Source organism: Bacillus sp. FSL W8-0770 (assembly GCF_038008705.1).
Lineage (GTDB): Bacteria > Bacillota > Bacilli > Bacillales > Bacillaceae_G > Bacillus_A > Bacillus_A cereus.
The window spans coordinates 2,723,633-2,747,286 of sequence record NZ_JBBOZR010000001.1 but is presented as its reverse complement, the minus strand read 5'-3'; the positions used below and the strand labels follow the sequence as shown (position 1 = coordinate 2,747,286).

The following is a 23,654-nucleotide window of genomic DNA, read 5'->3' as shown; positions in this document are numbered from 1 at the left end:
TGGGTTTAACGTGCAAGTAAAAGATCAACTATCATCATTACAACCATATAAACCAGGTAAATCACCAGAACAAATGAAAGAAGTGTACGGAGATCATTCGTTTGTGAAATTAGCATCGAATGAAAATCCATTTGGTTGTTCACCGAGAGTTTTAGAAGAGCTGCAAAACTCTTGGTTGGAACATGCTTTATATCCTGACGGAGGTGCTACAACGCTCCGTCAAACAATCGCAGATAAGTTGCATGTGCAAATGGAACAAGTACTTTGTGGTAGTGGTTTAGATGAAATCATTCAAATAATAAGCCGCGCCGTATTACGAGCGGGAGATAACATTGTAACAGCAGGTGCGACATTCCCGCAGTACCGCCATCATGCGATTATTGAAGGGTGTGAAGTGAAAGAAATTCCTTTAAATAAAGGTGTATACGATTTAGACGAAATTTCGTCAGCGGTAAATAATAATACGAAAATCGTATGGATTTGTAATCCGAACAACCCGACGGGCACATATGTGAATGAGCAAAAATTAACTCAATTTATTGAAGGCATTAGTGAAAATACGTTAATTGTCATTGATGAAGCGTACTATGAATACGTAACAGCAAAAGATTTCCCTGAGACATTACCGCTTTTAGAAAAACATAAAAACATTCTTGTACTTAGAACGTTTTCTAAAGCATACGGATTAGCTTCTTTCCGCGTTGGATATGCGATCGGACAGGAAGAGCTAATTGAGAAATTAAATGTCGTACGTTTACCATTTAACGTATCTTCATTAGCGCAAAAAGCAGCGACGATTGCTTTTGGTGATGACGAGTTTATTAAAGAAATAGTTCACATGAATACAGAAGGATTACAGCAATACGAGAGTTTCTGTAAGGAAAACGGTATACCATTTTATTCGTCACAAACTAATTTCATCTTCTTACCGGTAGATAATGCTGGAGAGATTTATGAAGCTTGTGCACATGCAGGATTTATTATTCGTCCATTCCCAAAGGGTGTCCGTATTACAGTTGGAACAAGGGAGCAAAATGAAGGAGTGATTTCAGTGTTAAAACAACACTTTGAAAATAAAAAAAATAAGTCTCGAGATGAGGCAAATGCGTAAAAAGGTAGTATTAATTGGAACAGGTTTAATAGGAGGCTCTCTCGCATTAGCAATTAAGAAAGAGCACGATGTAACGATAACAGGGTACGATATATTTAAAGAGCAAGTAGAGCGTGCAAAAGAATTACACGTAGTAGATGAAATAGGAGTTGATTTACAGCGTGCATGTGAAGAGGCACATTTAATTGTTTTTGCTTCTCCAGTTGAAGAAACGAAGAAGCTATTACACAAACTTGCGTCATTCCGTTTACGAGAAGATGTTATAGTGACTGATGTTGGTAGTACAAAAGGGTCTATTATGAACGAAGCGGAAGCTTTATTTTCAAAGGATGTTTCTTTCATTGGTGGCCATCCGATGGCGGGTTCTCATAAAACGGGAGTTGAAAGTGCAAAGGCACATTTATTTGAAAATGCATTTTACATTTTAACACCGATGAATCACGTGCCAAATAAACAAGTGGAAGACCTTAAAGTATGGTTAAAAGGAACAGGGTCACATTTTCTTGTTTTAAATACGGAAGAACATGATTATGTAACAGGGATCGTTAGTCATTTTCCGCACCTTATCGCAGCAGGTTTAGTAAAGCAAGTTGAGAAACATGCAGGAGATAATCCGCTCATTCATCAACTAGCTGCTGGAGGTTTCAAAGACATTACACGTATCGCATCTAGTAGTCCAAAAATGTGGAGTGATATTGTAAAGCAAAATCGAGAGCATTTAATGGTATTATTAAAAGAGTGGATCTCTGAAATGGAAGATTTATATAAAACAGTTTCTACCGGAGATGCATGCGAGATTCAAAACTATTTTGCAGATGCGAAAGAATACCGTGATTCTTTACCAGTAAGAAAGAGAGGGGCAATTCCTGCCTATCATGACTTATACGTCGATGTATTAGATAAGGTGGGGGCATTGGCTCATATTACGAGTATTTTGGCGCGCGAGGAAATTAGTATTACAAACTTGCAAATATTAGAAGCGCGTGAAGGACTGCTTGGGGTATTACGTATTAGCTTCCAAAGGGAAGAAGATCGTATGAAAGCAAAGCTAGCGCTTGGAGAAGAAGAATACCAAACCTATGAAACAATTTAAATGAGAAGGTGAAAAACGTGAAAGAAAGAACAATACAACCTGTTAATAACGGATTGAATGGCAATATTACAATCCCAGGTGATAAATCCATTTCACACCGTGCTGTTATGTTCGGTTCTATTGCAGAAGGGAAAACAACAATTAAAGGTTTCTTGCCCGGTGCAGACTGTTTAAGTACGATTTCATGTTTTAAAGAAATGGGAGTAGAAATTACGCAAAACGGTGATGAGGTTACTGTAGTTGGTAAAGGATTAGAAGGTTTACAAGAACCGAAAGCTGTATTAGATGTTGGTAATTCTGGTACAACAATCCGATTAATGTCAGGTATATTAGCTAACACACCATTTTTCTCTTGCGTACAAGGTGATGAATCTATCGCAAAAAGACCGATGAAGCGTGTAACAAACCCATTAAAACAAATGGGCGCAAACATAGACGGCCGAGAAGAAGGAACATTTACACCGTTAACAATACGTGGCGGAGATTTAAAAGCAATTGAATATATTTCTCCTGTTGCAAGTGCACAAGTAAAGTCGGCTATTTTACTTGCAGGTCTTCGTGCAGAAGGTGTAACAGCTGTTACAGAACCACATATTTCACGCGACCATACAGAAAGAATGCTCGAAGCATTTGGTGTTAAAGTAACTCGCGAAGGGAAAACAGTGAAGCTGTCAGGTGGACAAAAATTAACAGCAACAGACATTCAAGTGCCAGGTGACGTATCATCAGCAGCATTTTTCTTAGTAGCAGGTGCAATCATCCCAAATAGTAAACTAGTATTACAAAATGTAGGGATGAATCCAACCCGTACAGGTATTATTGATGTTTTAGAAAAAATGGGTGCTACGTTCACTGTAGATCTAATTAACGAAGGGGCATCGGAACCAGCTGCAAATATTACAATCGAAACATCTTCATTAAAAGGAATTGAAATTGGCGGAGATATTATCCCTAGATTAATCGATGAGATTCCTGTAATCGCATTAGCGGCAACGCAAGCAGAAGGAATTACAGTAATTAAAGATGCACATGAATTGAAAGTAAAAGAAACAAACCGTATTGATACAGTCGTTGCTGAATTAACGAAACTAGGAGCTCGCATAGAAGCAACTGATGACGGTATGATCATTTACGGAAAATCAGCTCTAAAAGGCAATACAGTAAATAGTTATGGTGATCACCGTATCGGAATGATGCTTGCAATTGCTGGTTGCCTGGCAGAAGGAAAAACAATTATTGAAGATGCAGAAGCAGTAGGTGTATCATATCCTACATTCTTTGACGAACTTCAAAAATTAGCTAAATAAAAAGGATGGAAAGCAGATACGTGATGTATCTGCTTTTTTGTTAAAACGTTCTTGTAGTTTCACTTACCGAACTATAATAGTAAGAATTATGATACAATTCAAACAGGGAATGGAGGAGAATTATATGAATGTCATACAATTAAAAGAAGATAAGTTCAGAGAAGCATTACGTTTATCAGAATACGCTTTTCAATATAAAGTAGATGAGGAACGATTACAGCAGCAACTTACAAAGATGAAGGAAAGTCATGAAATATACGGCATTATGGAAGGGGAAGACTTAGCTGCAAAACTACACCTCATTCCGTTTCATATTTACATAGGTAAAGAAAAATTTAAAATGGGTGGCGTTGCAGGAGTAGCGACGTATCCAGAGTACAGAAGAAGTGGGTATGTAAAAGAGCTACTTCAACATTCACTTCAAACAATGAAAAAAGATGGCTATACAGTCTCTATGTTACATCCATTTGCTGTTTCATTTTATCGTAAATACGGCTGGGAACTTTGTGCGAATCTACTAAAATGTCATATAAGTAAGAGCGATTTAGTGATGAAAAAACAAGTAAATGGTACTGTGAAACGTTTTAATAAAGAAAATCATCCAGAAGAAGTCGAGAAGCTCTATGAAGCATTTGCAGAACGTTTTTCATGTATGTTAGTTCGAGAGAAGAACTGGTGGTTACAAGCGGTTTATGATGATTTAACATTAGCGATTTACTATGATGAAAATAAAAAGGCAGCAGGTTACATGTTATACAAAATAGAAAACTATAAAATGACAGTAGAAGAATTTGTACCACTGCATAATGAAGCACGAAATGGTCTGTGGAACTTTATTTGTCAGCATGATTCTATGATTAAAGAAATTGAAATGACAGTAAGTGAAAGCGAACCGTTATTATATTCATTGCAAGAGCCGCGCGTGAAGACAGAAATAAAACCATATTTTATGGGAAGAATTGTAGATGTGGAGCAGTTCTTTAAACAATATGAATTAAACTGGAACAATGTACAACAAGAACTAATTTTACATATTACAGATTCATTTGCACCGTGGAATAACGTATCAGTGAGGTTTGCAAATCATGAAATAACAATAATAAAAGAGGAAACAATAGATAAAGGCATCAAACTGGATATAAACGAGTTATCTACAATAATGTTCGGCTATAAACGTCCGTTACAACTGAATGAATTAGAATTAATTAGCGGAAGTGAAGAGGAAATACAAGCGTTTGAGAAAATAGTTCCGGTACGAGAAGCATTTATTTATGATTTCTTTTAAGTTTTCAATAGAAAATCGGGCTGCCCAAAAACAATTTTTGGGACAGCTTTCTCTTTGGTTGTCGGCAAGTAGATATATCCTGAAAATCGCTGATATAATTGGAGATGCGCCGATATATTCTGAAAATCGCTGATATATTCTAATAATCGTTGATATAATTTTTCACTAAAACGTAACTATACTTTGTCACGCACTTGACTTTTAATCCATGTAATTTATAATTAAAAACGGAATGAATTTTCATTCCTGAAAATAGAGGTGGAAAAAATGGCTAAAAACAAACAAGAGGATATTTTTGATGCTGCGATGCAACTTTTTGCAGAGCGTGGTTACGATGGTACGACAATTCCAATGATCGCTGAAAAAGCAAATGTCGGTGCGGGTACTATTTATCGCTATTTTGCCAATAAAGAGGCACTTGTTAACTCATTATTTTCAAAAAGCATGTTACAGCTTTCTGAAATGATAAAAACGGATTTTCCTGTTGAAGCAAATATTCGTGAACAGTTTAGTCATACGTACAACCGTTTATTTGAATTTGCGAGAAACAATGTGGATGCTTTTTTATTTACAAATTCTCACTGCGATAGTTATTTTCTTGACGAACAGAGCAAGAAAATATTTGATGATTTTATAGGCTTCTTTATGAATATTATTGAAGATGGAATCGCAAAAGGTTTTCTTCGTCCATTGCCTCCCATTGCTTTAATTATTATTGTATATCAACCGTTAGAAACATTAACGAAAGTAATTGCAACAGGGCAATTAGAATACTCGAAAGAGTTAGTAAAAGAATTAGAAGAAAGCTCTTGGAATGCTATTAGAATCATTTGATTCTATAGCTTTACAAGGGCTGGAATGAATATTCATTCCTAACTAGATTTAAAAAAATGAGAGTAGGAAAGGATATTTGTGTAACTAAGGGAATGAACGTTCATTCCGTTGTTAACGTGAAACTTTCAAAACGGGAGATGATTCAAATGAGCAAGTTAAAAAGTTGGAGAAGTTTATCTTTTCTATTATGGATAGTTATTACTATTACAATGGTCGTAACGATGCCTAATATGGATCAATTAGTGAAAGAAAAAGGGAAAATTACAATCCCTAATACAAAGCAAAGCAGTATTGCTGACAAGATGATGAAAGAGATGGATAAAGAAGGGGTTGAAAAGTATGAAATTATAGCCGTTTTTAATAGTGGCAATAAGGCAGCTTTAACAGATGAACAAAAAAAGGAAATAACAAAAACAATCAACGCCCTGCAAAATGAAAAAGAGCAATTAGGAATTAAGGAAGTTGTTTCACATTTAGACAATAAAGACTTGGAGAAACAATTAGTTTCTAAAGATAATACGACTATTTTAACGCAAATATCGATAGATAAAAAACATGGTGAAATATCAAAAGTTTCAAATAATCTTCATGAAAAAGTGCAAACGAAAGGGGTAAAAACGTATTTAACAGGAAGTGACTTAATAGCGGGTGATTTTCTTAAATCCTCTCAAGAGGGAGTGAAAAAGACAGAAGTTATTTCAATCATTTTCATTCTTGTAGTATTAATCCTCGTATTCCGTTCACCAGTTGTTCCAATTGTTTCTCTTCTTACAGTTGGTATATCGTATTTAGTTTCAATGGGGATTATTGCCCAGCTTGTAGATCAATTTAATTTTCCATTCTCAAACTTTACACAAGTGTTCGTAGTCGTCGTCCTGTTTGGGGTAGGAACAGATTATAACATTTTATTATATACGAGGTTTAAAGAAGAATTAAGTAAACAAGAAAATGCATTTTTAGCTACGAAAGAAACATTCAAATCAGCAGGTAAAACTGTATTATATAGCGGAATAGCGGTGCTAATTGGTTTTGCATCACTTGCTTTAGCAAGTTTTAAATTATATCAATCTACTTCAGCGGTAGCAATTGGTGTTTTAGTATTATTACTCGTATTAACGACTTTAAATCCATTTTTCATGGTGCTTTTAGGAAAAGGAATGTTTTATCCAGTTAAAACATTTAAAGGTCATGAGGATAGTCGCTTATGGGGATTCTTTGCGAAAAACTCAGTAGCAAGGCCATTTGTCGCTTTAATTATCGTATTCGTAATATCGATTCCTTTCGTATTAAAATACTCTAATACAATTAATTACAATGATTTATTTGAAGTGGATAATAAGTATGAATCCAAGATGGGTATTAACGTAATAGAGGATCATTTTCCGCCTGGTTTCTCTTCACCGAGTACATTAGTCATTCAATCTGATAAAAAGCTGGATGAAGGAACTTCTCTACAAATTTTAGACGAATTAACTGATAAAATTTCGAAAGTTAAAGGTGTGTCAGAAGTATATGCACCAACACGTCCAACTGGTGAGAAGATAAAAGAATTATATTTAAATAAGCAAGCGGGAGAATTGAATACAGGATTAGGGGATGCCGATGGTGGCATAAAGGAAATTAATGATGGATTAACAGATGCGAAAAATAAAATGGGAAGTAATGATTCAAATAGTCTTGCGAATGTTCAAAAATTAATTGATGGAACGAACGAGGCGAAAAACGGGGTATCAGCATTAGGAACAGCTTTACATCAATTATCAAATGGCATAAACGACGGTGCACAAGGAGCACAGCAAATTGAGAGTGGTTTAGCTTCAGTAAACGAAAATATAAATGTTCTATCTAATGCAACGTCGCAGCTGCATGCTGGTTATGCACAGTTAGAAAAAGGTTTAAACTCTTACGATCAATACTTCGGAAGTATTTCTCAAGCGATTGATGGTGCGAAAAAGGGATATGAACAAATTGAAATGTTAATGACCAATTTCGTTCAAACGAAACCAGAATTAGCGAATGATCCAAACATACAACAAACGATAGGAATTGCTAAAGAGGCTCAAAGAAAATTAAGCGTACTTTCAAATGAATTAAATCAATTAGCAACGCAGCACAAAACGGCGATGAGTTCATTTAAAGAAGCGAATCAATCGTTACTGAAAGTGGATAACGGCTTAAAAGAAATGAGCAATGGAGTTAATAAGTTACAAAAGGGAGCAGCCGATCTTAAAAATGGATTAAATGAAGGTTCTTCAGGTTCAAAAAAAATTGCAAATAAATCAGTTGAGTTACAATCTGGATTAACGAAAATAAACGATGGGCAGGGACAACTTTTAACCGGCCTTAAAGACCTGCAGGAAAAGATGGGCCAATTACAATCCGGTTTATCTAAAAGTACAGAAGGGCTTGGAAAAGTAAGTAATGGCCTGCATGACGCACAGAAATATTTAGGGGAGCTCAATGAATCGAAAAGCTCTGAGAAGTTTTATATTCCAAAAGAAGTGCTAGAGGGAGAAGATTTCCAAAAAGCATTGAACACGTACATGTCACAGGATAGAAAAATTGCTAAAATGACTATCATTTTAGATGTAAATCCGTATTCAAAAGAAGCGATGCCAATTATTCAAGAAATCAATAAAACAATCGATGGCACTGTAAAGGGAACGGAATTACATGATGCGAAAACAGCAATTGGCGGAACAACAGCTAGAAACGTTGATTTAAAAGAAGTAACAGGGCAAGATTTCTTACGTACAGCTACGATTATGTTGATTGGCATTGCGATTGTATTAATCGTAATTACACGCTCATTACTAAACACAATATTTATTATTGGCTCATTACTATTGGCGTACTTTGCATCACTCGGTATAAGCGAACAAATTAGTGCACATGTATTACATGTAGAGTCATTAAGCTGGAATGTTCCATTCTTTAGCTTCATTATGATTGTCGCTTTAGGAGTGGATTATAGTATTTTCGTAATGATGCGCTATAACGAGATAGAAGGGGATTCGGTAACGAAAATTGTAACTGCATCTCGTCATATAGGAGGAGTTGTATTATCAGCTGCGCTAATTTTAGGCGGGACATTTGCAGCATTAATTCCATCAGGTGTATTAACACTTATACAAGTTGCGTCAGTAGTTGGTGTTGCACTTCTTCTATTAGCTTTAATTGTGATGCCGATATTATTACCGGCGTTAATAGGGTTAACGAGTAAAATGAAGAGTTACAAAGAAAAAATAATAAATACGAAATAAGAAGAGACTGTAGGGAATGATTTCTCTACAGTTTTTTCGGTATATAATATTTCAGATGAAAATGAATCCGATATATTACAGAATGAGCAGTGAAAGGTTATATGAGAAAGAGGTCGATGATATACATACAATAGCTAGGGGAATGGACAAAAACTATCCGATTTCATTGTAGAAAGGTAATCAACCGTTGCTATTCATCCAGCTTCTACTATATAATAGCTATAGTCTACAATAATTGAGTCGTAATATGCGATTTTTTAAGACAATCGGTGAGAAAACGCTGAAATAAGCGGTATTAGTAGGAGGACACAAATGATTACAGTAAGTAACGTTAGTTTGCGTTTCGCGGATCGCAAATTATTTGAAGATGTTAACATAAAATTCACGCCAGGTAACTGCTACGGTTTAATCGGAGCAAACGGTGCTGGTAAATCTACATTCCTAAAGATTTTATCTGGAGAAATTGAACCATCAACAGGTGACATACATATTACGCCAGGTGAGCGTCTAGCAGTATTAAAACAGAATCACTTCGAATATGAAGAGTTCCCAGTATTAGAAACAGTAATTATGGGTCACACGCAACTTTACAAAGTAATGCAAGAGAAAAATGCTATTTACATGAAAGAAGACTTTAGTGATGAAGATGGAATGCGCGCTGCTGAACTTGAAGGTGAGTTCGCTGAGCTTAACGGTTGGGAAGCTGAGTCAGAAGCTGCAATTCTTCTTAAAGGTTTAGGTATTGGTGAAGACCTTCATGATAAGAAATTGTCAGAATTAACTGGGGCAGAGAAAGTAAAAGTATTACTTGCTCAAGCTTTATTCGGTCAACCTGACATTCTATTATTAGATGAGCCTACCAACCACTTGGACTTAAAAGCGATTCAATGGTTAGAAAACTTCTTAATGAACTTTGAAAACACAGTTATCGTAGTATCCCATGACCGTCACTTCTTAAATAAAGTATGTACGCACATGGCTGACCTTGATTTCGGTAAAATTCAACTTTATGTTGGTAACTATGACTTCTGGTATGAGTCAAGCCAATTAGCTTTAAAATTAACACAAGATGCTAATAAGAAAAAAGAAGAGAAAGTAAAAGAGTTACAAAACTTCATTGCACGCTTTAGTTCAAACGCTTCTAAAGCGAAACAAGCAACTTCTCGTAAAAAATTATTAGACAAAATTACATTAGATGATATTAGACCGTCATCACGTCGTTACCCATTCGTTGGCTTCACACCTGAGCGTGAAGTAGGAAATGACTTATTAACTGTTGAAGGTCTTTCTAAAACAATTGATGGTGAAAAAGTGTTAGATAATGTGTACTTCACTTTAAATAAAGGTGATAAAGTTGCATTTATCGGCCGTAACGATATTGCGATGACAACATTATTTAAAATTCTTATGGGTGAAATGGAGCCGGATAGCGGTTCATTCAAATGGGGTGTTACAACCTCTCAATCTTACTTCCCAAGAGATAACTCTAAGTACTTTGAGAACAGTGATTACAACTTAGTTGAATGGTTACGTCAATTCTCTCCACAAGATGAGTCTGAAAGCTTCTTACGTGGTTTCTTAGGCCGTATGTTATTCTCAGGTGAAGAAGTTAAGAAGAACGTTTCTGTATTATCTGGAGGCGAAAAAGTTCGTTGTATGTTATCTAAAATGATGTTAAGTGGTGCGAACGTAATCACACTTGACGATCCAACGAACCACTTAGACCTTGAGTCAATTACAGCATTAAACAACGGTTTAATTGCATTCAAAGGTACAATCTTATTCACATCTCATGACCATCAGTTCGTGCAAACAATTGCAAACCGCATTATCGAAGTAACACCAAACGGTGTAATCGATAAAGAGGCTACTTATGATGAGTTCTTAGAAAATGAGGAACTTCAAAAACAAGTAGATGCAATGTACAAAGGTCAATAATATATAATGAAAAAACTCGCTCTTTTTAGAGCGAGTTTTTTTGTCGAGAAAATGTAACATCGCTGGTCGGTCAAATGAATAATTATTCAAATATAATATTAATGAACAGGAGAATTCTTTCATGTATGGAAGGGATGTAATGACTTTAAGATTTAAAGAGTTAGTTGAAGAAGGGAAATATAAGTGGAGTAATATAATCAAATCGTATTATTTTGTCATGTGAAATATGTACCAAATTTGGAGATAGAATAGTTTGCGAATGAGTTTATAAAGGTATATAGTATGGGGTGTCATAATTAGTGGATGAATCTTAGGAGAAAACAGGAAATGTTACAAATTTATTTTGTTAAATAGAAACCAAGGTCAAAATGTCTAGAAAGAAATAGTTGAATAAATACTAGCTTCAAATTATAATTACTAATATTCTTCATATAGTTAAATAAAGATAATCTATTTGAAGAAGAAAATTTGAATAGAGAGACAGACTTATAAAAAAATAAGCCTTGGATGATCAAAAGAGGTGGAGAAATGAAACAGTTCTTATTAAAGAGCAAAAGTGTGTTAAGCAATCATTTTGGATTCTTTCTGTTTGCCGTTATTTTATTGTGGCTCAAAACATATGCAGCTTATGTAACAGAATTCAATTTAGGAATTTCAAACACAATCCAAAAATTCTTGCTGTTTTTTAACCCGCTTAGTTCAGCAGTTTTATTTTTAGGACTAGCATTATTTGCAAAAGGGAAACGATCTTATATTTGGTTAATTATCATTAATTTGTTATTGTCGATCCTTTTATACGCAAACGTAGTATACTATCGCTTTTTCAGTGACTTTATTACGTTCCCGACATTAACACAAACGAATAACTTTGGAGATTTAGGTGGTAGTATTCTTGCATTGCTACATCTTTATGATCCATTATACTTCTTAGACACGATTATATTAATTGTGTTAGTCGCAACAAAATTTGCAAATCCAAAACCAATTCGTGTTGCGAAGCATAAATTATCTCTAGTATTTGTAGCAGGTATTTTATTATTCAGTGTTAACTTAGGTCTTGCAGAATCCGACCGTCCTGAATTATTAACAAGAACGTTTGACCGTAATTATATTGTGAAATATTTAGGTGCATACAACTACACAATTTATGATGGAATTCAAAGTGCGAAAGCATCGACAGAACGAGCATTAGCTGATGGTGATAATATGACAGAAGTACGGAATTATTTAACATCAACTTATGCAAGTCCAAATCCTGAGTATTTCGGTAAAGGAAAGGGAATGAACGTAATTTACATTCATTTAGAGTCATTCCAAAACTTCTTAATTGATTACAAATTAAATGGTCAAGAAGTTACACCGTTCTTAAACTCATTTACAAAAGATGCGAATACACTTTATTTTGATAACTTCTTCCATCAAACAGGACAAGGGAAAACATCTGATGCGGAGTTTATGTTAGAGAATTCAATGTTTGGTTTACCGCAAGGTTCTGTCTTTACAACGAAATCTCATAATACGTATCAATCAGCACCAGCTATTTTAGGACAACAAGGATACACATCAGCAGTATTCCACGGTAACTACAAAACATTCTGGAACCGTGATGATATTTATAAATCATTTGGTTTTAATAAATTCTTTGATGCGTCATACTACGATATGAATGAAAAAGACGTAGTAAACTACGGATTAAAAGATAAACCGTTCTTTAATGAATCTATTCCGTTATTACAAACGTTGAAACAACCGTTCTATACGAAGTTTATTACGTTATCGAACCATTTCCCTTATCCAATCGATAAGGCAGAAGCAACGATTGAACCAGCAACAACAGGTGATTCATCAGTAGATACGTACTTCCAAACAGCACGCTATTTAGACGAATCTGTAAAAGGCTTCATCGATTACTTGAAACAATCTGGTTTATATGATAACTCAATTATTGTTATGTACGGAGACCATTACGGCATTTCAGATAATCATAACGCAGCAATGTCAAAAGTAATGGGTAAAGAAATGAACTCATTTGAAAATGCACAGTTACAACGTGTACCATTAATCGTTCGTGTACCAGGAGTGAAAGGTGGCGTACAACATCAATATGGTGGTGAAATTGACGTTCTTCCAACGCTATTACACTTACTAGGTACAGATACAAAGAATTATGTTCAATTCGGTTCTGATTTATTATCACCAGATCATAAACAAGTCGTTGCGTTCCGTAACGGTAACTACGTAAGCCCAACAGTTACTGCACTAAACGGCAAATACTATGATACAACTACTGGAAAACCTGTAGAATTTACAGATGAAATAAAGAAAAATGAACAAATGGTTCAAAACTCACTAAAATACTCTGACCAAGTCGTAAATGGTGACTTATTACGATTCTACACACCGGAAGGATTCACTCCAGTAGATCGTTCGAAGTATAACTATAACAACCGTGATAAAAACAAAACAAAGGTAAAAACGACTCCGGAAGGGGAAGCTAAATAATAAAAGGCGCTATTCATATGAATAGCGCCTTTTATTTGTAAATATACCATCATTATGAGACAGAACCAGCTGTTGCTTTTTGTTTTGCCTTTCCGAAGAAAACTACACCGACGATGATAATAATGATAAATGCCCATTTAACGAAAGGGTTACTTTCGAAAAATCCAGCGAACCACTTCTCATCTACAATCATTTTCGCGGCAGTATAAGCTAAAACGGCTGCTCCGATCGTAATGATGACAGGAAAACGATCCACCCATTTTAAAATTAATGTACTGCCCCATACGACTACTGGAATAGACACTAATAGTCCGATGATTACTAAAGAAAAGTTACCATGGGCAGCTCCTGCAACAGCGAGTACATTATCAATGCCCATTAACGCATCAGCAATAATAATGGTTTTAATAGCAGACCAAAATCCTTCTTCGGCTTTAATATCATGTTTTTTGCCCTCAGCGATCAGCTTGTAAGCGATCCATATAAGAAGTACACCACCAATTAGGAGTAATCCAGGTATTTTTAATAACCAAACGACAACTAAGGTAGCGAGGGCCCTAATAGCGATTGCTCCAATGGTTCCCCAAATGATAACTTTCTTTTGTTGGTCTTTCGGTAATCTTCTTGCTGCTAATCCAATTACAATGGCGTTATCTCCGGCTAACACTAAATCGATTACAATAATGGCAAGCAAGGCAGACAAATATTCAGATGAAAGAAAATCCATATACATATCACTCCTTAAGAGTAATATGTGCTAAAGTGTTGATAATATAAAAAAAGGATTGAAATTGTATATTCAATTCTTTTTTGACTGTATGTTTTTATTTTGGATAAGTCGCTTTTGTAGTTTTTTACTTATCACGTTTCTTTCTTAAATTGATTCCAAGCTTCTTCAGTTTGCACTATAAATACGATTATATAACATCTACTTATTTAAACTAGGTTAAAGATAGCATGTGATATTTCAAAGTTAAATTTATTTGATAAAAGGAAAGGGACGTATACTATTGATATGGTGCAAGCGTGTATAGGTTTTCTCTATAAGGAAATTCTAAAAACGATAAAAAAGACTTGATAACCTACTAGAGGGAATCAAGTCTTTTCATTACATACGATTATCATGCCAGAAGTTTAATGGGAAGTGTTCGTTCTCATTATATGCTTCTAATTCATATCCTTTTTCTTTCAGTCCTTTAATAATTCCAGGAACTGCTTTTACTGATTGTGGATGAATATCATGCATAAGGATAACTTCTGTTGGATTTGTAGCACCATGTAACACGTTTTCTACAATTTTAGCAGATGCAGCATCAACTTGCATTTTGTTATATTTCCAGTCTAAAGAATCAATTGTCCAATCCCAAACTTTTAAGCCATTTTCTACAACTTTGTTGCGAAGAGCTTCGTTTAATCCTGGCATAGAGCCGTAAGATGGACGAGTTAATACTGGTGATTTACCTAAAACACCAGCGATTAAGCCTTGGTCTTCCTTCATTTCATCTACGTAATGACCTTCAGTGTAAAGTTTCTTGTAGTTATGAGTCATACTGTGCATCCCAACGTAGTGGCCTTCAGCATCTTCGCGTTTTACAAGATCAGGGAAAGCTTTTACGTTTGAACCAATTAGGAAGAATGTTGCTTTTGCATTTTCTTTCTTTAACATATCTAAAAGCTCAGCTGTGTATTTTCCAGGACCGTCATCAAATGTTAAATAAGCGACTTTTCTAACTTGCCCGTTATAATGTTTTGGAGCTTCTTTCGGAGCAAGAGATGTTTGAATCTCACTTACAAGTTGAACAGATTTTGCTTCATCCTCTGTACTAGCTAGAGCAGTATGTACTGATCCAAAAGCCACTTCGTATGTGAATAATACCCCCGCACAAACTAACATAGCCCTTTTTACTAAAGTTGTCATTCGAATTCCATTGTGCATAATTTTCCTTCTCTCTATAAAAGTTCTACTCTACTATATTAGCAATTATAGGTAGGGAAATGCAAAAAAACTTTTTTACAAGTGTAAAAAAGTTTACTCAAAAGTATGCAAGATTTTATATCAATTGCAGTTTTGAAAAATAGAATGAATTGAAACTTTATTATTTAAACTTTCAATCACCAAATCATACTTTCGTATCACTTCGTTTTCGTTCCAAATATTAATTCGAATATTTTGATTTTTATTAAAATATTGACAAAGAAACAATTACATGAAAAAAGGAGCGGGAATATGAATAATTATATTGGCACTACATGTGAAGTACAGTATTCCGAAAATGAAGAAGCACCTTCTCGCTGTAAAATTTGTAATCAGGAAAGGCCATATGTTAATCAAATTGGGCAGTCATGGATAACATTAGAAACAATGCAAAATAGCAATTTATACTAAAGTCCTATTGTTTATTAACTAATAGGTCTTTCAACTTAGGAAGCTCACACTAATGAGGGATGTTAAAGGGAATATATGTAACTTATACTAATTACTATAAAGCTTTGAAAAATGAAAAGGAGGAGAATTGCATGAAGAATTGGGTTCAATTTAGAATTGCAAGACCAACAGATAAATTTGAAGAAGTGATCAGTTTTTATGAAACAGGATTAGGACTAAAACGTATAGGGGAATTTCACAATCATGAAGGATATGACGGGGTTATGTTTGGATTACCAGATGAAGAGTATCATTTGGAGTTTACTACACATGTTAATGGAAGTCCATGTCCGGCACCGACAAAAGATAATTTACTAGTTTTTTATATGCCTAATAAAGATGAAATTGAAAAGATAGTGAATCGATTAAGTAATATGGGCTATCATGAGGTGGAACCAGAAAACCCGTATTGGATAGAGAAAGGAACCACAATAGAGGATCCAGATGGTTGGAGAATTGTGCTTATGAATGCATCTGAATAAGGAAACTATTTTCATATGAAATAGAGTGTAGCAAAATGATTTAGACATAAATCCCTACAGCGTTTGTAGGGATTTTTATATAAGAAAATCTTATTGAGAGAATTATTAAAATGTAGAAAGTATTTTGGTTAAGAATAAATGTAATCAATATCATTTATGCAGGAGGTATAGAAGTATGACATTAAAACATTTGTATGAGTTTTCTAAAAATGTCGGGAATACACCTCTCATTAAATTAGAATGCGAAGAAACGAAGAACCTTTCTATCTATGCTAAATGTGAATGGCATAACCCTACAGGATCAATTAAGGATAGGGCAGCACTTGGAATGATTAATAAATATTTACAAGAAGCGGACGAAAAACAAAATATTTTATTCTAAGGAAAATTGTTACCATCAAAAAACTGTACATGTTAAACATACAGTTTTTTGATGGTGTAGCTGTGCGATGTTTAGAAATTTCACATACCGTACTTTCAAAATAAATATAGGAAAACCAAAAAGTAATGTAGAATATATCGTACATACATATATACAGTCAACATAAAAGATAAAGAGGTGGGTATATGTTACTTGAGGAAGTAATGCAGCAACTAGAGGAATATGGAACAGAACAAAATCGAAAAACGTATAAAAACCACGGAGCGAAAGAGCCGTTATTTGGAGTTAGTTTTGCGAATTTAAAATTGTTAAAAAAGAAGATAAAAAAAGATCATGATTTAGCAGTTGGATTGTGGGAAACGAAAAATATGGACGCAATGACATTAGCAACTTATATTTTAGACCCGAAAAAAATAACGACAGAACAGCTTAATAGTTGGATTCAGGATGTTGATTATTACTGTTTGATGGATGTTCTTATGAAATCTATATGTACTTCGCCAATTGCAATAGAAAGAATGGAAGAGTGGACAAAGTCTAATGATGAATGGATTGGAAGAGCTGGCTGGTCTTTATTAGCAAATATAGCGATTAAAAATAAAACGTTACATGATGATTTCTTCTCTCCGTACTTAGAAGAGATTAAAGAAAATATACATAATGAAAAAAATAGAAAAAAAGAAGCGATGAATAGTGCTTTAATCGCAATAGGAATTCGTAATGAAGACTTAGAGCGACAAGCGATTGAAATTGCACGTGAAATTGGAAAAGTAGAGGTTGATCACGGTGCAACGTCATGTAAAACACCAGATGCAGAAAGCTATATAAAAAAAGCGAGAGAAAGAGCTGAAAAAAGAAAGTGAAATAAGAAAAGAGGAACAGTTATGAAACCAATTGAAGCAGCACAAAACATAATTATATCACAATTTCCGAATTGTGATGTAGCTTTACTCGGCGGAAGCGTTGCACGAGGAGAAGCGACAAAAACATCTGACCTTGATATTGTAATAATCGATCAAAGTTTAACTTCTTGCTATAGAGAATCTTTCTATAGTAATGGATGGCCTGTTGAGGTGTTTGTTCATAATTTTGAAACATATAAAACCTTTTTCAAAATGGATTGTGATCGAGGGAGACCGTCTTTACCACAATTAGTTTCAGAAGGGATTGCATTAAAAGGGGAAAAGGAAATTATTGAGAAATTAAAAAAAGAAGCGAATGATTTACTACATAAAGGACCAGCTAAATGGTCCGAAGAAACGATTAAGCAGAAGCGATATTTTATTACAGATACTTTAGATGACTTTATTGGTGCAACAAAAAGAGAAGAAGAATTGTTTATCGCTAATTTATTAGCGGATTTAGTACATGAATATGTATTAAGAGTAAATGGTAAGTGGCTTGGGAGTTCAAAATGGTTTATTAGAGTGCTAAGAAGATATGATGAGCAATATGCAAACAAATTTGTAGCCGCTTTTGATCATTTTTATAAAACGGGAGAGAAAAATGAATTAATTCATTTTATAGAAAAGACGTTAGAACAGTATGGTGGAAGAGTGTTCGAAGGATTTTCTATTGGTAAATAAAAAGGGGCGAGAAAAATGAATGTACCATATGTTCAATTAAGAGAATTGACACTAGATGATGTAGAAGATCGCTATCAATGGTCATTAGATAGAGATGTAACAAACCATTTAGTCGTACCAGATCAATATCCTCCGTTCACTCGTGGAGATACGAGAAACTGGATTGAAGCTTGTATAAGCCGAAAAAATGGTTATGAACAAAGGGCAATCGTTACTGAGGCAGGTATACATATTGGATGGGTAGACCTTAAAAATTTTGATAAAACAAATAAAAATGCTGAACTAGGAATTGCGATTGGAAATAAAGACTATTGGGGTAAAGGATTTGGAATGGCAGCTCTAAACAGCATGTTACAAATAGGTTTTTCTCAGTTTGAATTGGAGAAAATTTGGTTACGTGTAGATGAAGATAATACAAAAGCTAAAAAGAGTTATGAAAGTGCCGGATTTGTATGCGAAGGGTTAATGAGAAATGATCGATTGAGACAGGGGAAGTTCATTCATCGCAATCGTTACAGTATATTAAAAGAAGAGTATGAATCAAAAAAGTAGCCTATAAAAATATTATGTAAATTAAAAAGGGGAAGATAAAATGATTCGATTACTTACAAAAGCGGATGCAAAACAATATTGGGAGTTACGTTTACAAGCATTACAAGTAAATTCAGAAGCATTTATAACGACTTATGAAGAAGCAGTACGTCAAGAAAATCCTCTTGAACGAGTTGCTAGTAATCTTTCATCCAATAGTAGTTTTACATTTGGTGCTTTTAATAATGAAAATCGTTTAGTTGGGGTTGTTACTTTATTAACAGAAGAAAAAGACGCATATAAGCATAAAGGACATATCGTTGCAATGTATGTAGATACTGAAAATCGAAGAAGTGGTCTTGCACGTGATTTAATACGTAAAGCAATTGAAAGGGCAAAAGAGATGAAGCTAGAGCAATTGAATTTAGGGGTTGTGTCAACGAACGAACCAGCCAAACGATTATATGAATCAATGGGATTTAAAACATACGGAATTGAAAAAAGGGCTATAAAAATGAATGGTGTGTATAGTGATGATGAACATATGGTGTTGTTCTTTTAAGAGAGGAAGTTTTGTATGAAAGATCTCTATTTAGAAAGAAATATGGACCCTCAAGTAGCGATTTTGTATGCGACGGTTGCTGATACGTTTAATAGATTGCAAAGGTTAGTCGAAGGTACTGAAGAGAACGAACTATCCTATAAAGGGTCTGAAAATAATGAAAATAGTATTGGGCAGTTACTTCAGCATTTAGCAGTTGTTGATTTACATTGGGTGTATCGTTTCAAGGGAGAAGATGTTCCGCCAGCATTTGAAAATAAATATGGTCCTATGTTAAATGAAGTAGGAGAATTACCAAGTTTAAGAAAAAACACATTGCAAGAGTTAATGCAAGATTATGAAGCAGTGCAAAAATTGTTTTATGAAGAATGTATGACACTAACAGAAACTGATTTAATGCTGGAAGTTTTGTATGAAAAAGGGGAAACTGCGACAATAAGATGGGGAATATGGCATATAGCAGATCATAATCGGTATCATCAAGCCCATATAAATCGATTGAAGAAATTATACAGAGAATATAAACTACATATTCTTTAATTTTTGAATGAACGAACGCCCCTAAATAATAATTAAAGGAGGCGTTTGTTTTTATTCGTTCGCTTTTCTTCCCAAGCTATCATTAAATTTTTATGATAATCTTTTGGTTTCTCAATAGAAAACCAGTAAATTGAATGTGCAATAGTTGGTAGCCATCTTTTATAGCGGATGTGTATATTTTCATGGTGAGTATAGTGGGTCGAGATTAAAGTAGATTTTGACCCTTGAAAATTTTGATATGTAATGGCCTCGATTTCATACCAATGCACTTTATTCCCATGTAAATCTACTACAATTCCTTCATCATCCCAAAGTGAAATGTAAGTTTGTATGTAGATTTTTCATCGCGTATACTAAAATATATGTCATAGAGATTAAAAATTAAATACAAGGGGTTTTACAATGAAAGCAATTGTTATAGGGATATTGGCATCCTTTTTCTTTGCCTTTACTTTTGTTTTAAACAGGGCAATGGACTTAGAAGGTGGAAGCTGGATTTGGAGTGCATCATTACGGTATTATTTTATGGTTCCAATGCTATTACTTATTGTTATGTATAGAGGGAACTTAAAGCAACTCTTTCAATATATGAAAAACAATCCGAAAGAATGGTTAGTGTGGAGTATCGTTGGATTTGGTCTCTTTTATGCACCGCTTAGTTTTGCTGGAGCGTTCGGACCAGGTTGGCTTGTTGCATCAACATGGCAAATTACAATCGTTGCAGGGATTTTGTTAACACCATTTTTTGCGGTGGATCCACTACATAAAAAACTTCCGATGAAGGAATTAGTTATGTCGGGCATTATTTTATTCGGTGTTGTTCTTATGCAAGTAGAACATGCTTCTTCATTAGGTATTCGTGAAACCGTTTTATGTGTAGTTCCTGTACTTATTGCAGCATTTGCGTATCCTCTTGGAAATAGAAAAATGATGCAAGTTTGTAAAGGGGAATTAGATGTATTTCAGCGAGTACTTGGTATGACATTAGCAAGTTTACCATTTTGGTTTTTATTATCTGGTTACGAAGTATCAACAGGTGGATTACCGTCAAGTAGCCAAGTTTTTCAATGTTTTATTGTAGCAGTTAGCTCTGGGTTAATCGCGACAGTATTATTTTTCTTTGCAACAGATCTTGTGAAAGATGATCCGCAAAAATTAGCAACAGTGGAAGCGACGCAGTCTGGTGAAGTTTTATTTGCGCTAGTAGGAGAGCTGATCTGGTTATCTGCACCAATTCCGTCATCATTATCTTGGATTGGTATGAGTCTCGTTATTATTGGAATGATACTTCATAGTTATGTGGCTGTCGTTGTAAAAAAAGAAGAAAAAATAACGGCGTAATGAGATTAGCTCTTTTTATTAAGAGCTAGTCTTTTTTCATAGAAAGGGATGAAAGTATGAATATACATCGCGTTGAACAAATTGAAAAAGATTCAATATTAAATGTGCTACAATATGCCGTCGGTCGAAATGAAATAAGCTTAAAGAAGGCAATAATATTTTATCAAAGTAATAAAGGGACTTTGTACAAATATGAAGAAAAAGCTTGTCTAGGTATTGAAATAATCGGAGAAACTAAAGCACGAATATGTCATATAGCAGTGGCGCCAAATTATCGTCAAAAAGGAATTGCACTACAAATGATTAAAGAGATTGTAAGAGTATACCAATTGACTTATATAGAAGCGGAGACAGACGATGGGGCGGTAGAATTTTATAAAAGAATTGGTTTTCAAGTTAAAAGTTTAGGAGAAAAATATCCAGGGATAGAAAGATTTCATTGTTACATGGAAAAATAGCATGAAAATATATAATTGTACATATTGAATATAGTTTGAAAAAAATAATAATTTCATTATATAATATAGGTATCTGGAAAAATATAGATAAAAGAAGATAGGTGTATAACACGTGAGAATGGAGAAAAGTAAGTTTATAAAAATAGCTACTTCAATAGGGGTGTCATCTTTTTTATTAACAGGTTGTGGTGATTATGAAGAAGAAACTGCTCAGCAAGAAAGTACAGCTGTTAAAACAGATGGTGCAAAACAAAGAAATGAACAAGAAACATTAAATTGTGATGATAAAGCCCCAACCAATGAAAATGTAGAGATAGATGAGTTATGCAAGGAAAATAATCCGTCATTTTCATCTTATCATGAAAACTCTAATTTACCGATACTTCCATTTGTAGCAGGATATTTATTAGCGAGTAGAACTTCAAATATGAATTATACAGCAAAACCAAATTTAATGAAGAAACCGTATGCAAATAATGTTATTCCATATCGTGAAAAAGATGAGCGTAGAACAGGTGGCGGTAGTAGCGGTGGTTATTCTGGTGGTTCTAACGGTAACAATAATACTTCCAATAAAGTAGATTTAAATAAACAGCAGCCAAATCCATCCAATAAAGTAACACCAGATACATATACGCCAAAATCATCTACTACGCAAACACCGAAAGTAAACTCTGGTTCAAGTGGAATTGGAAACGCAAAAGCGCCAGCAGGATCCTAAAACGAAAGGGTAATGGAGTAATGTATACAGAACGAGAGCAAGAAGAGTATATGAAAGTATGGTTTTCACTTGCAGAAGAGGCTAGTAGGAATGGTTTCACTTGGCCTAGTCTGTTAGAGAATGAAGAATGGAATCAATATATGGCAACAGGGATGTATCGCATGCCAGCAAAAACTTATACTGCTATCTCAAAAGCGACAGAAGAAATCATGTATGTGTTATATAGAACGTATCAATATATTGTAAATACGACAGAAGATTTTCAAAAACTCGGATTCCCAGCTGAAGCGTGGGAAATGGCGAGAATGAAACATAATGGTTTATTTTCATATTTTACAAGGTTTGATTTTATCGTAAATGGTGACGATATAAAATTAATAGAAGTAAATTGTGATACGCCAACAGGCTATTTAGAACCGTCTGTCGCAAATGAAGTGTTATGCCGTTATCATGATGTAAATCACCCAAACCATATAGAAGAGCATATTGTACAGGCATGGGAACAAATTAAACATGACTATCATATAGGCCCTGAAGAGACGATATATTTTACTAGTTATGATTGGCACGATGAAGATAGTCAAACGGTTCAGTTTTTAAGAACGTATTGCTTAAATCAGTCAACGGACTATGTAGGAATACAAGACATTGTCGTTGCGGAAGATGGTATATATACGCCAAGTGGAGAAAAAATAAAATATTTATATAGACTGTATCCAATAGAGTATTTAGTAACGGACGTTGATAAGAATGGAAAAAGGATTGGTTTGCAATTTTTAGATCATATTGCGCAAGAAAGAGTGAAAATTATTAATCCGCCAGCCGCGTTTGTTATGCAAAACAAAAGTGTACTCGCACTAATTTGGAAGCTTTATGAAGAAAGTGTTTTCTTTACAGAAGAAGAGCAAGACATTATTTATAAATACTTTCTACCAACATATTTTTCAAATAAGCGATTTCTAGAAAGACATGAATCATACGTTTCAAAACCTGTATTTGGTCGTGAAGGTGGCGGAGTATCTATATACGAAAATGATGAATTATTAGCTGAAGATAAAACAGAGTATTACTTTGAACAAAGGAAGATATACCAGCAATACATAGAAATGCCTGACTATACCATTGACACATGGGATGGTCCATATACTGGTAAACTATTAATTGGCTCTCACTGTATAAGTGGAAGAGCAGCAGGCTTATTTTTACGTGTAGGTGAGAAAATAACGGGAAACTTATCAATGTTTACTGGGGTTACAATTGAAGGATAAAATAAACAAAGAGCTCATCATTTGT

The 23,654-nt window shown here is 34.5% G+C and carries 20 protein-coding genes and 2 pseudogenes; 20 read left to right on the top strand and 2 right to left on the bottom strand.

Features of this window, described 5'->3' with window-relative positions:
* Window positions 1-10 precede the first annotated feature (10 nt).
* The 8 genes from hisC (at window position 11) to NST27_RS14165 (ending at window position 13,333) form a co-directional block, all read left to right on the top strand.
* A complete protein-coding gene (hisC, locus tag NST27_RS14200; RefSeq protein WP_001197271.1) occupies window positions 11-1,111 on the top strand; it encodes a histidinol-phosphate transaminase in 1,101 nt (366 codons plus the stop codon).
* Complete coding sequence (gene tyrA, locus NST27_RS14195) at window positions 1,104-2,204, top strand: prephenate dehydrogenase (RefSeq protein WP_001228130.1); 1,101 nt, start codon at window positions 1,104-1,106, stop codon at window positions 2,202-2,204. Before hisC ends, tyrA begins: the two co-directional genes overlap by 8 nt.
* 17 nt (window positions 2,205-2,221) lie before the next feature.
* Window positions 2,222-3,511, top strand: coding sequence for a 3-phosphoshikimate 1-carboxyvinyltransferase (gene aroA, locus NST27_RS14190; protein ID WP_000664630.1), 1,290 nt, complete (start codon window positions 2,222-2,224; stop codon window positions 3,509-3,511).
* Window positions 3,512-3,635: 124 nt separating this feature from the next.
* On the top strand, window positions 3,636-4,796 hold the full coding sequence (locus tag NST27_RS14185; RefSeq protein ID WP_001100917.1) for a GNAT family N-acetyltransferase: 1,161 nt from the start codon (window positions 3,636-3,638) through the stop codon (window positions 4,794-4,796).
* A 267-nt stretch (window positions 4,797-5,063) separates the two neighbouring features.
* Window positions 5,064-5,630, top strand: a complete 567-nt coding sequence (locus NST27_RS14180) for a TetR/AcrR family transcriptional regulator (protein WP_001107305.1) — start codon at window positions 5,064-5,066, stop codon at window positions 5,628-5,630.
* Between the two features lie 146 nt (window positions 5,631-5,776).
* Window positions 5,777-8,893, top strand: coding sequence for an MMPL family transporter (locus NST27_RS14175; protein ID WP_000040299.1), 3,117 nt, complete (start codon window positions 5,777-5,779; stop codon window positions 8,891-8,893).
* A gap of 312 nt (window positions 8,894-9,205) precedes the next feature.
* Window positions 9,206-10,831 (top strand): ABC-F family ATP-binding cassette domain-containing protein, encoded by a 1,626-nt coding sequence (locus NST27_RS14170; protein WP_000633864.1) that lies wholly within the window; start codon window positions 9,206-9,208, stop codon window positions 10,829-10,831.
* 528 nt (window positions 10,832-11,359) lie between these two features.
* Window positions 11,360-13,333: an LTA synthase family protein gene (locus NST27_RS14165; protein ID WP_000808770.1), complete on the top strand. Its 1,974-nt coding sequence runs from the start codon at window positions 11,360-11,362 to the stop codon at window positions 13,331-13,333.
* Window positions 13,334-13,385: 52 nt separating this feature from the next.
* Here the strand turns inward: NST27_RS14165 and NST27_RS14160 are convergent, their stop codons facing one another.
* Window positions 13,386-14,060, bottom strand: a complete 675-nt coding sequence (locus NST27_RS14160; protein WP_000346954.1) for a TerC family protein — start codon at window positions 14,058-14,060, stop codon at window positions 13,386-13,388.
* Window positions 14,061-14,441: 381 nt separating this feature from the next.
* The gene (locus tag NST27_RS14155; RefSeq protein WP_000551452.1) at window positions 14,442-15,269 is read right to left on the bottom strand and encodes a peptidoglycan-N-acetylglucosamine deacetylase; all 828 of its coding nucleotides are present in this window, start codon (window positions 15,267-15,269) and stop codon (window positions 14,442-14,444) included.
* A gap of 291 nt (window positions 15,270-15,560) precedes the next feature.
* On the opposite strand from NST27_RS14155, the pseudogene NST27_RS14150 reads away from it, so the two are divergent.
* The 12 genes and pseudogenes from NST27_RS14150 to NST27_RS14095 form a co-directional block, all read left to right on the top strand.
* A pseudogene (locus NST27_RS14150) lies at window positions 15,561-15,716 on the top strand (hydrolase); the annotation flags it as partial.
* Between the two features lie 134 nt (window positions 15,717-15,850).
* On the top strand, window positions 15,851-16,240 hold the full coding sequence (locus tag NST27_RS14145; protein ID WP_000800670.1) for a VOC family protein: 390 nt from the start codon (window positions 15,851-15,853) through the stop codon (window positions 16,238-16,240).
* 175 nt (window positions 16,241-16,415) lie between these two features.
* A pseudogene (locus NST27_RS14140) lies at window positions 16,416-16,616 on the top strand (pyridoxal-phosphate dependent enzyme); the annotation flags it as partial.
* Between the two features lie 191 nt (window positions 16,617-16,807).
* Window positions 16,808-17,485, top strand: a complete 678-nt coding sequence (locus tag NST27_RS14135; protein WP_000923453.1) for a DNA alkylation repair protein — start codon at window positions 16,808-16,810, stop codon at window positions 17,483-17,485.
* Window positions 17,486-17,506: 21 nt separating this feature from the next.
* Window positions 17,507-18,208, top strand: a complete 702-nt coding sequence (locus NST27_RS14130; protein WP_000802421.1) for a nucleotidyltransferase domain-containing protein — start codon at window positions 17,507-17,509, stop codon at window positions 18,206-18,208.
* Between the two features lie 15 nt (window positions 18,209-18,223).
* On the top strand, window positions 18,224-18,760 hold the full coding sequence (locus NST27_RS14125; RefSeq protein WP_001102502.1) for a GNAT family N-acetyltransferase: 537 nt from the start codon (window positions 18,224-18,226) through the stop codon (window positions 18,758-18,760).
* A 40-nt stretch (window positions 18,761-18,800) separates the two neighbouring features.
* Window positions 18,801-19,301: a GNAT family N-acetyltransferase gene (locus NST27_RS14120; protein ID WP_000620325.1), complete on the top strand. Its 501-nt coding sequence runs from the start codon at window positions 18,801-18,803 to the stop codon at window positions 19,299-19,301.
* A 15-nt stretch (window positions 19,302-19,316) separates the two neighbouring features.
* A complete protein-coding gene (locus NST27_RS14115; RefSeq protein WP_047386366.1) occupies window positions 19,317-19,841 on the top strand; it encodes a DinB family protein in 525 nt (174 codons plus the stop codon).
* A gap of 402 nt (window positions 19,842-20,243) precedes the next feature.
* The gene (locus NST27_RS14110; protein WP_000644594.1) at window positions 20,244-21,182 is read left to right on the top strand and encodes a DMT family transporter; all 939 of its coding nucleotides are present in this window, start codon (window positions 20,244-20,246) and stop codon (window positions 21,180-21,182) included.
* Between the two features lie 56 nt (window positions 21,183-21,238).
* Complete coding sequence (locus tag NST27_RS14105) at window positions 21,239-21,640, top strand: GNAT family N-acetyltransferase (protein ID WP_001020847.1); 402 nt, start codon at window positions 21,239-21,241, stop codon at window positions 21,638-21,640.
* A gap of 112 nt (window positions 21,641-21,752) precedes the next feature.
* Complete coding sequence (locus NST27_RS14100; RefSeq protein ID WP_001987497.1) at window positions 21,753-22,361, top strand: hypothetical protein; 609 nt, start codon at window positions 21,753-21,755, stop codon at window positions 22,359-22,361.
* Between the two features lie 20 nt (window positions 22,362-22,381).
* Window positions 22,382-23,629, top strand: coding sequence for a glutathionylspermidine synthase family protein (locus NST27_RS14095; protein ID WP_000287883.1), 1,248 nt, complete (start codon window positions 22,382-22,384; stop codon window positions 23,627-23,629).
* The last annotated feature ends 25 nt before the right edge of the window (window positions 23,630-23,654 follow it).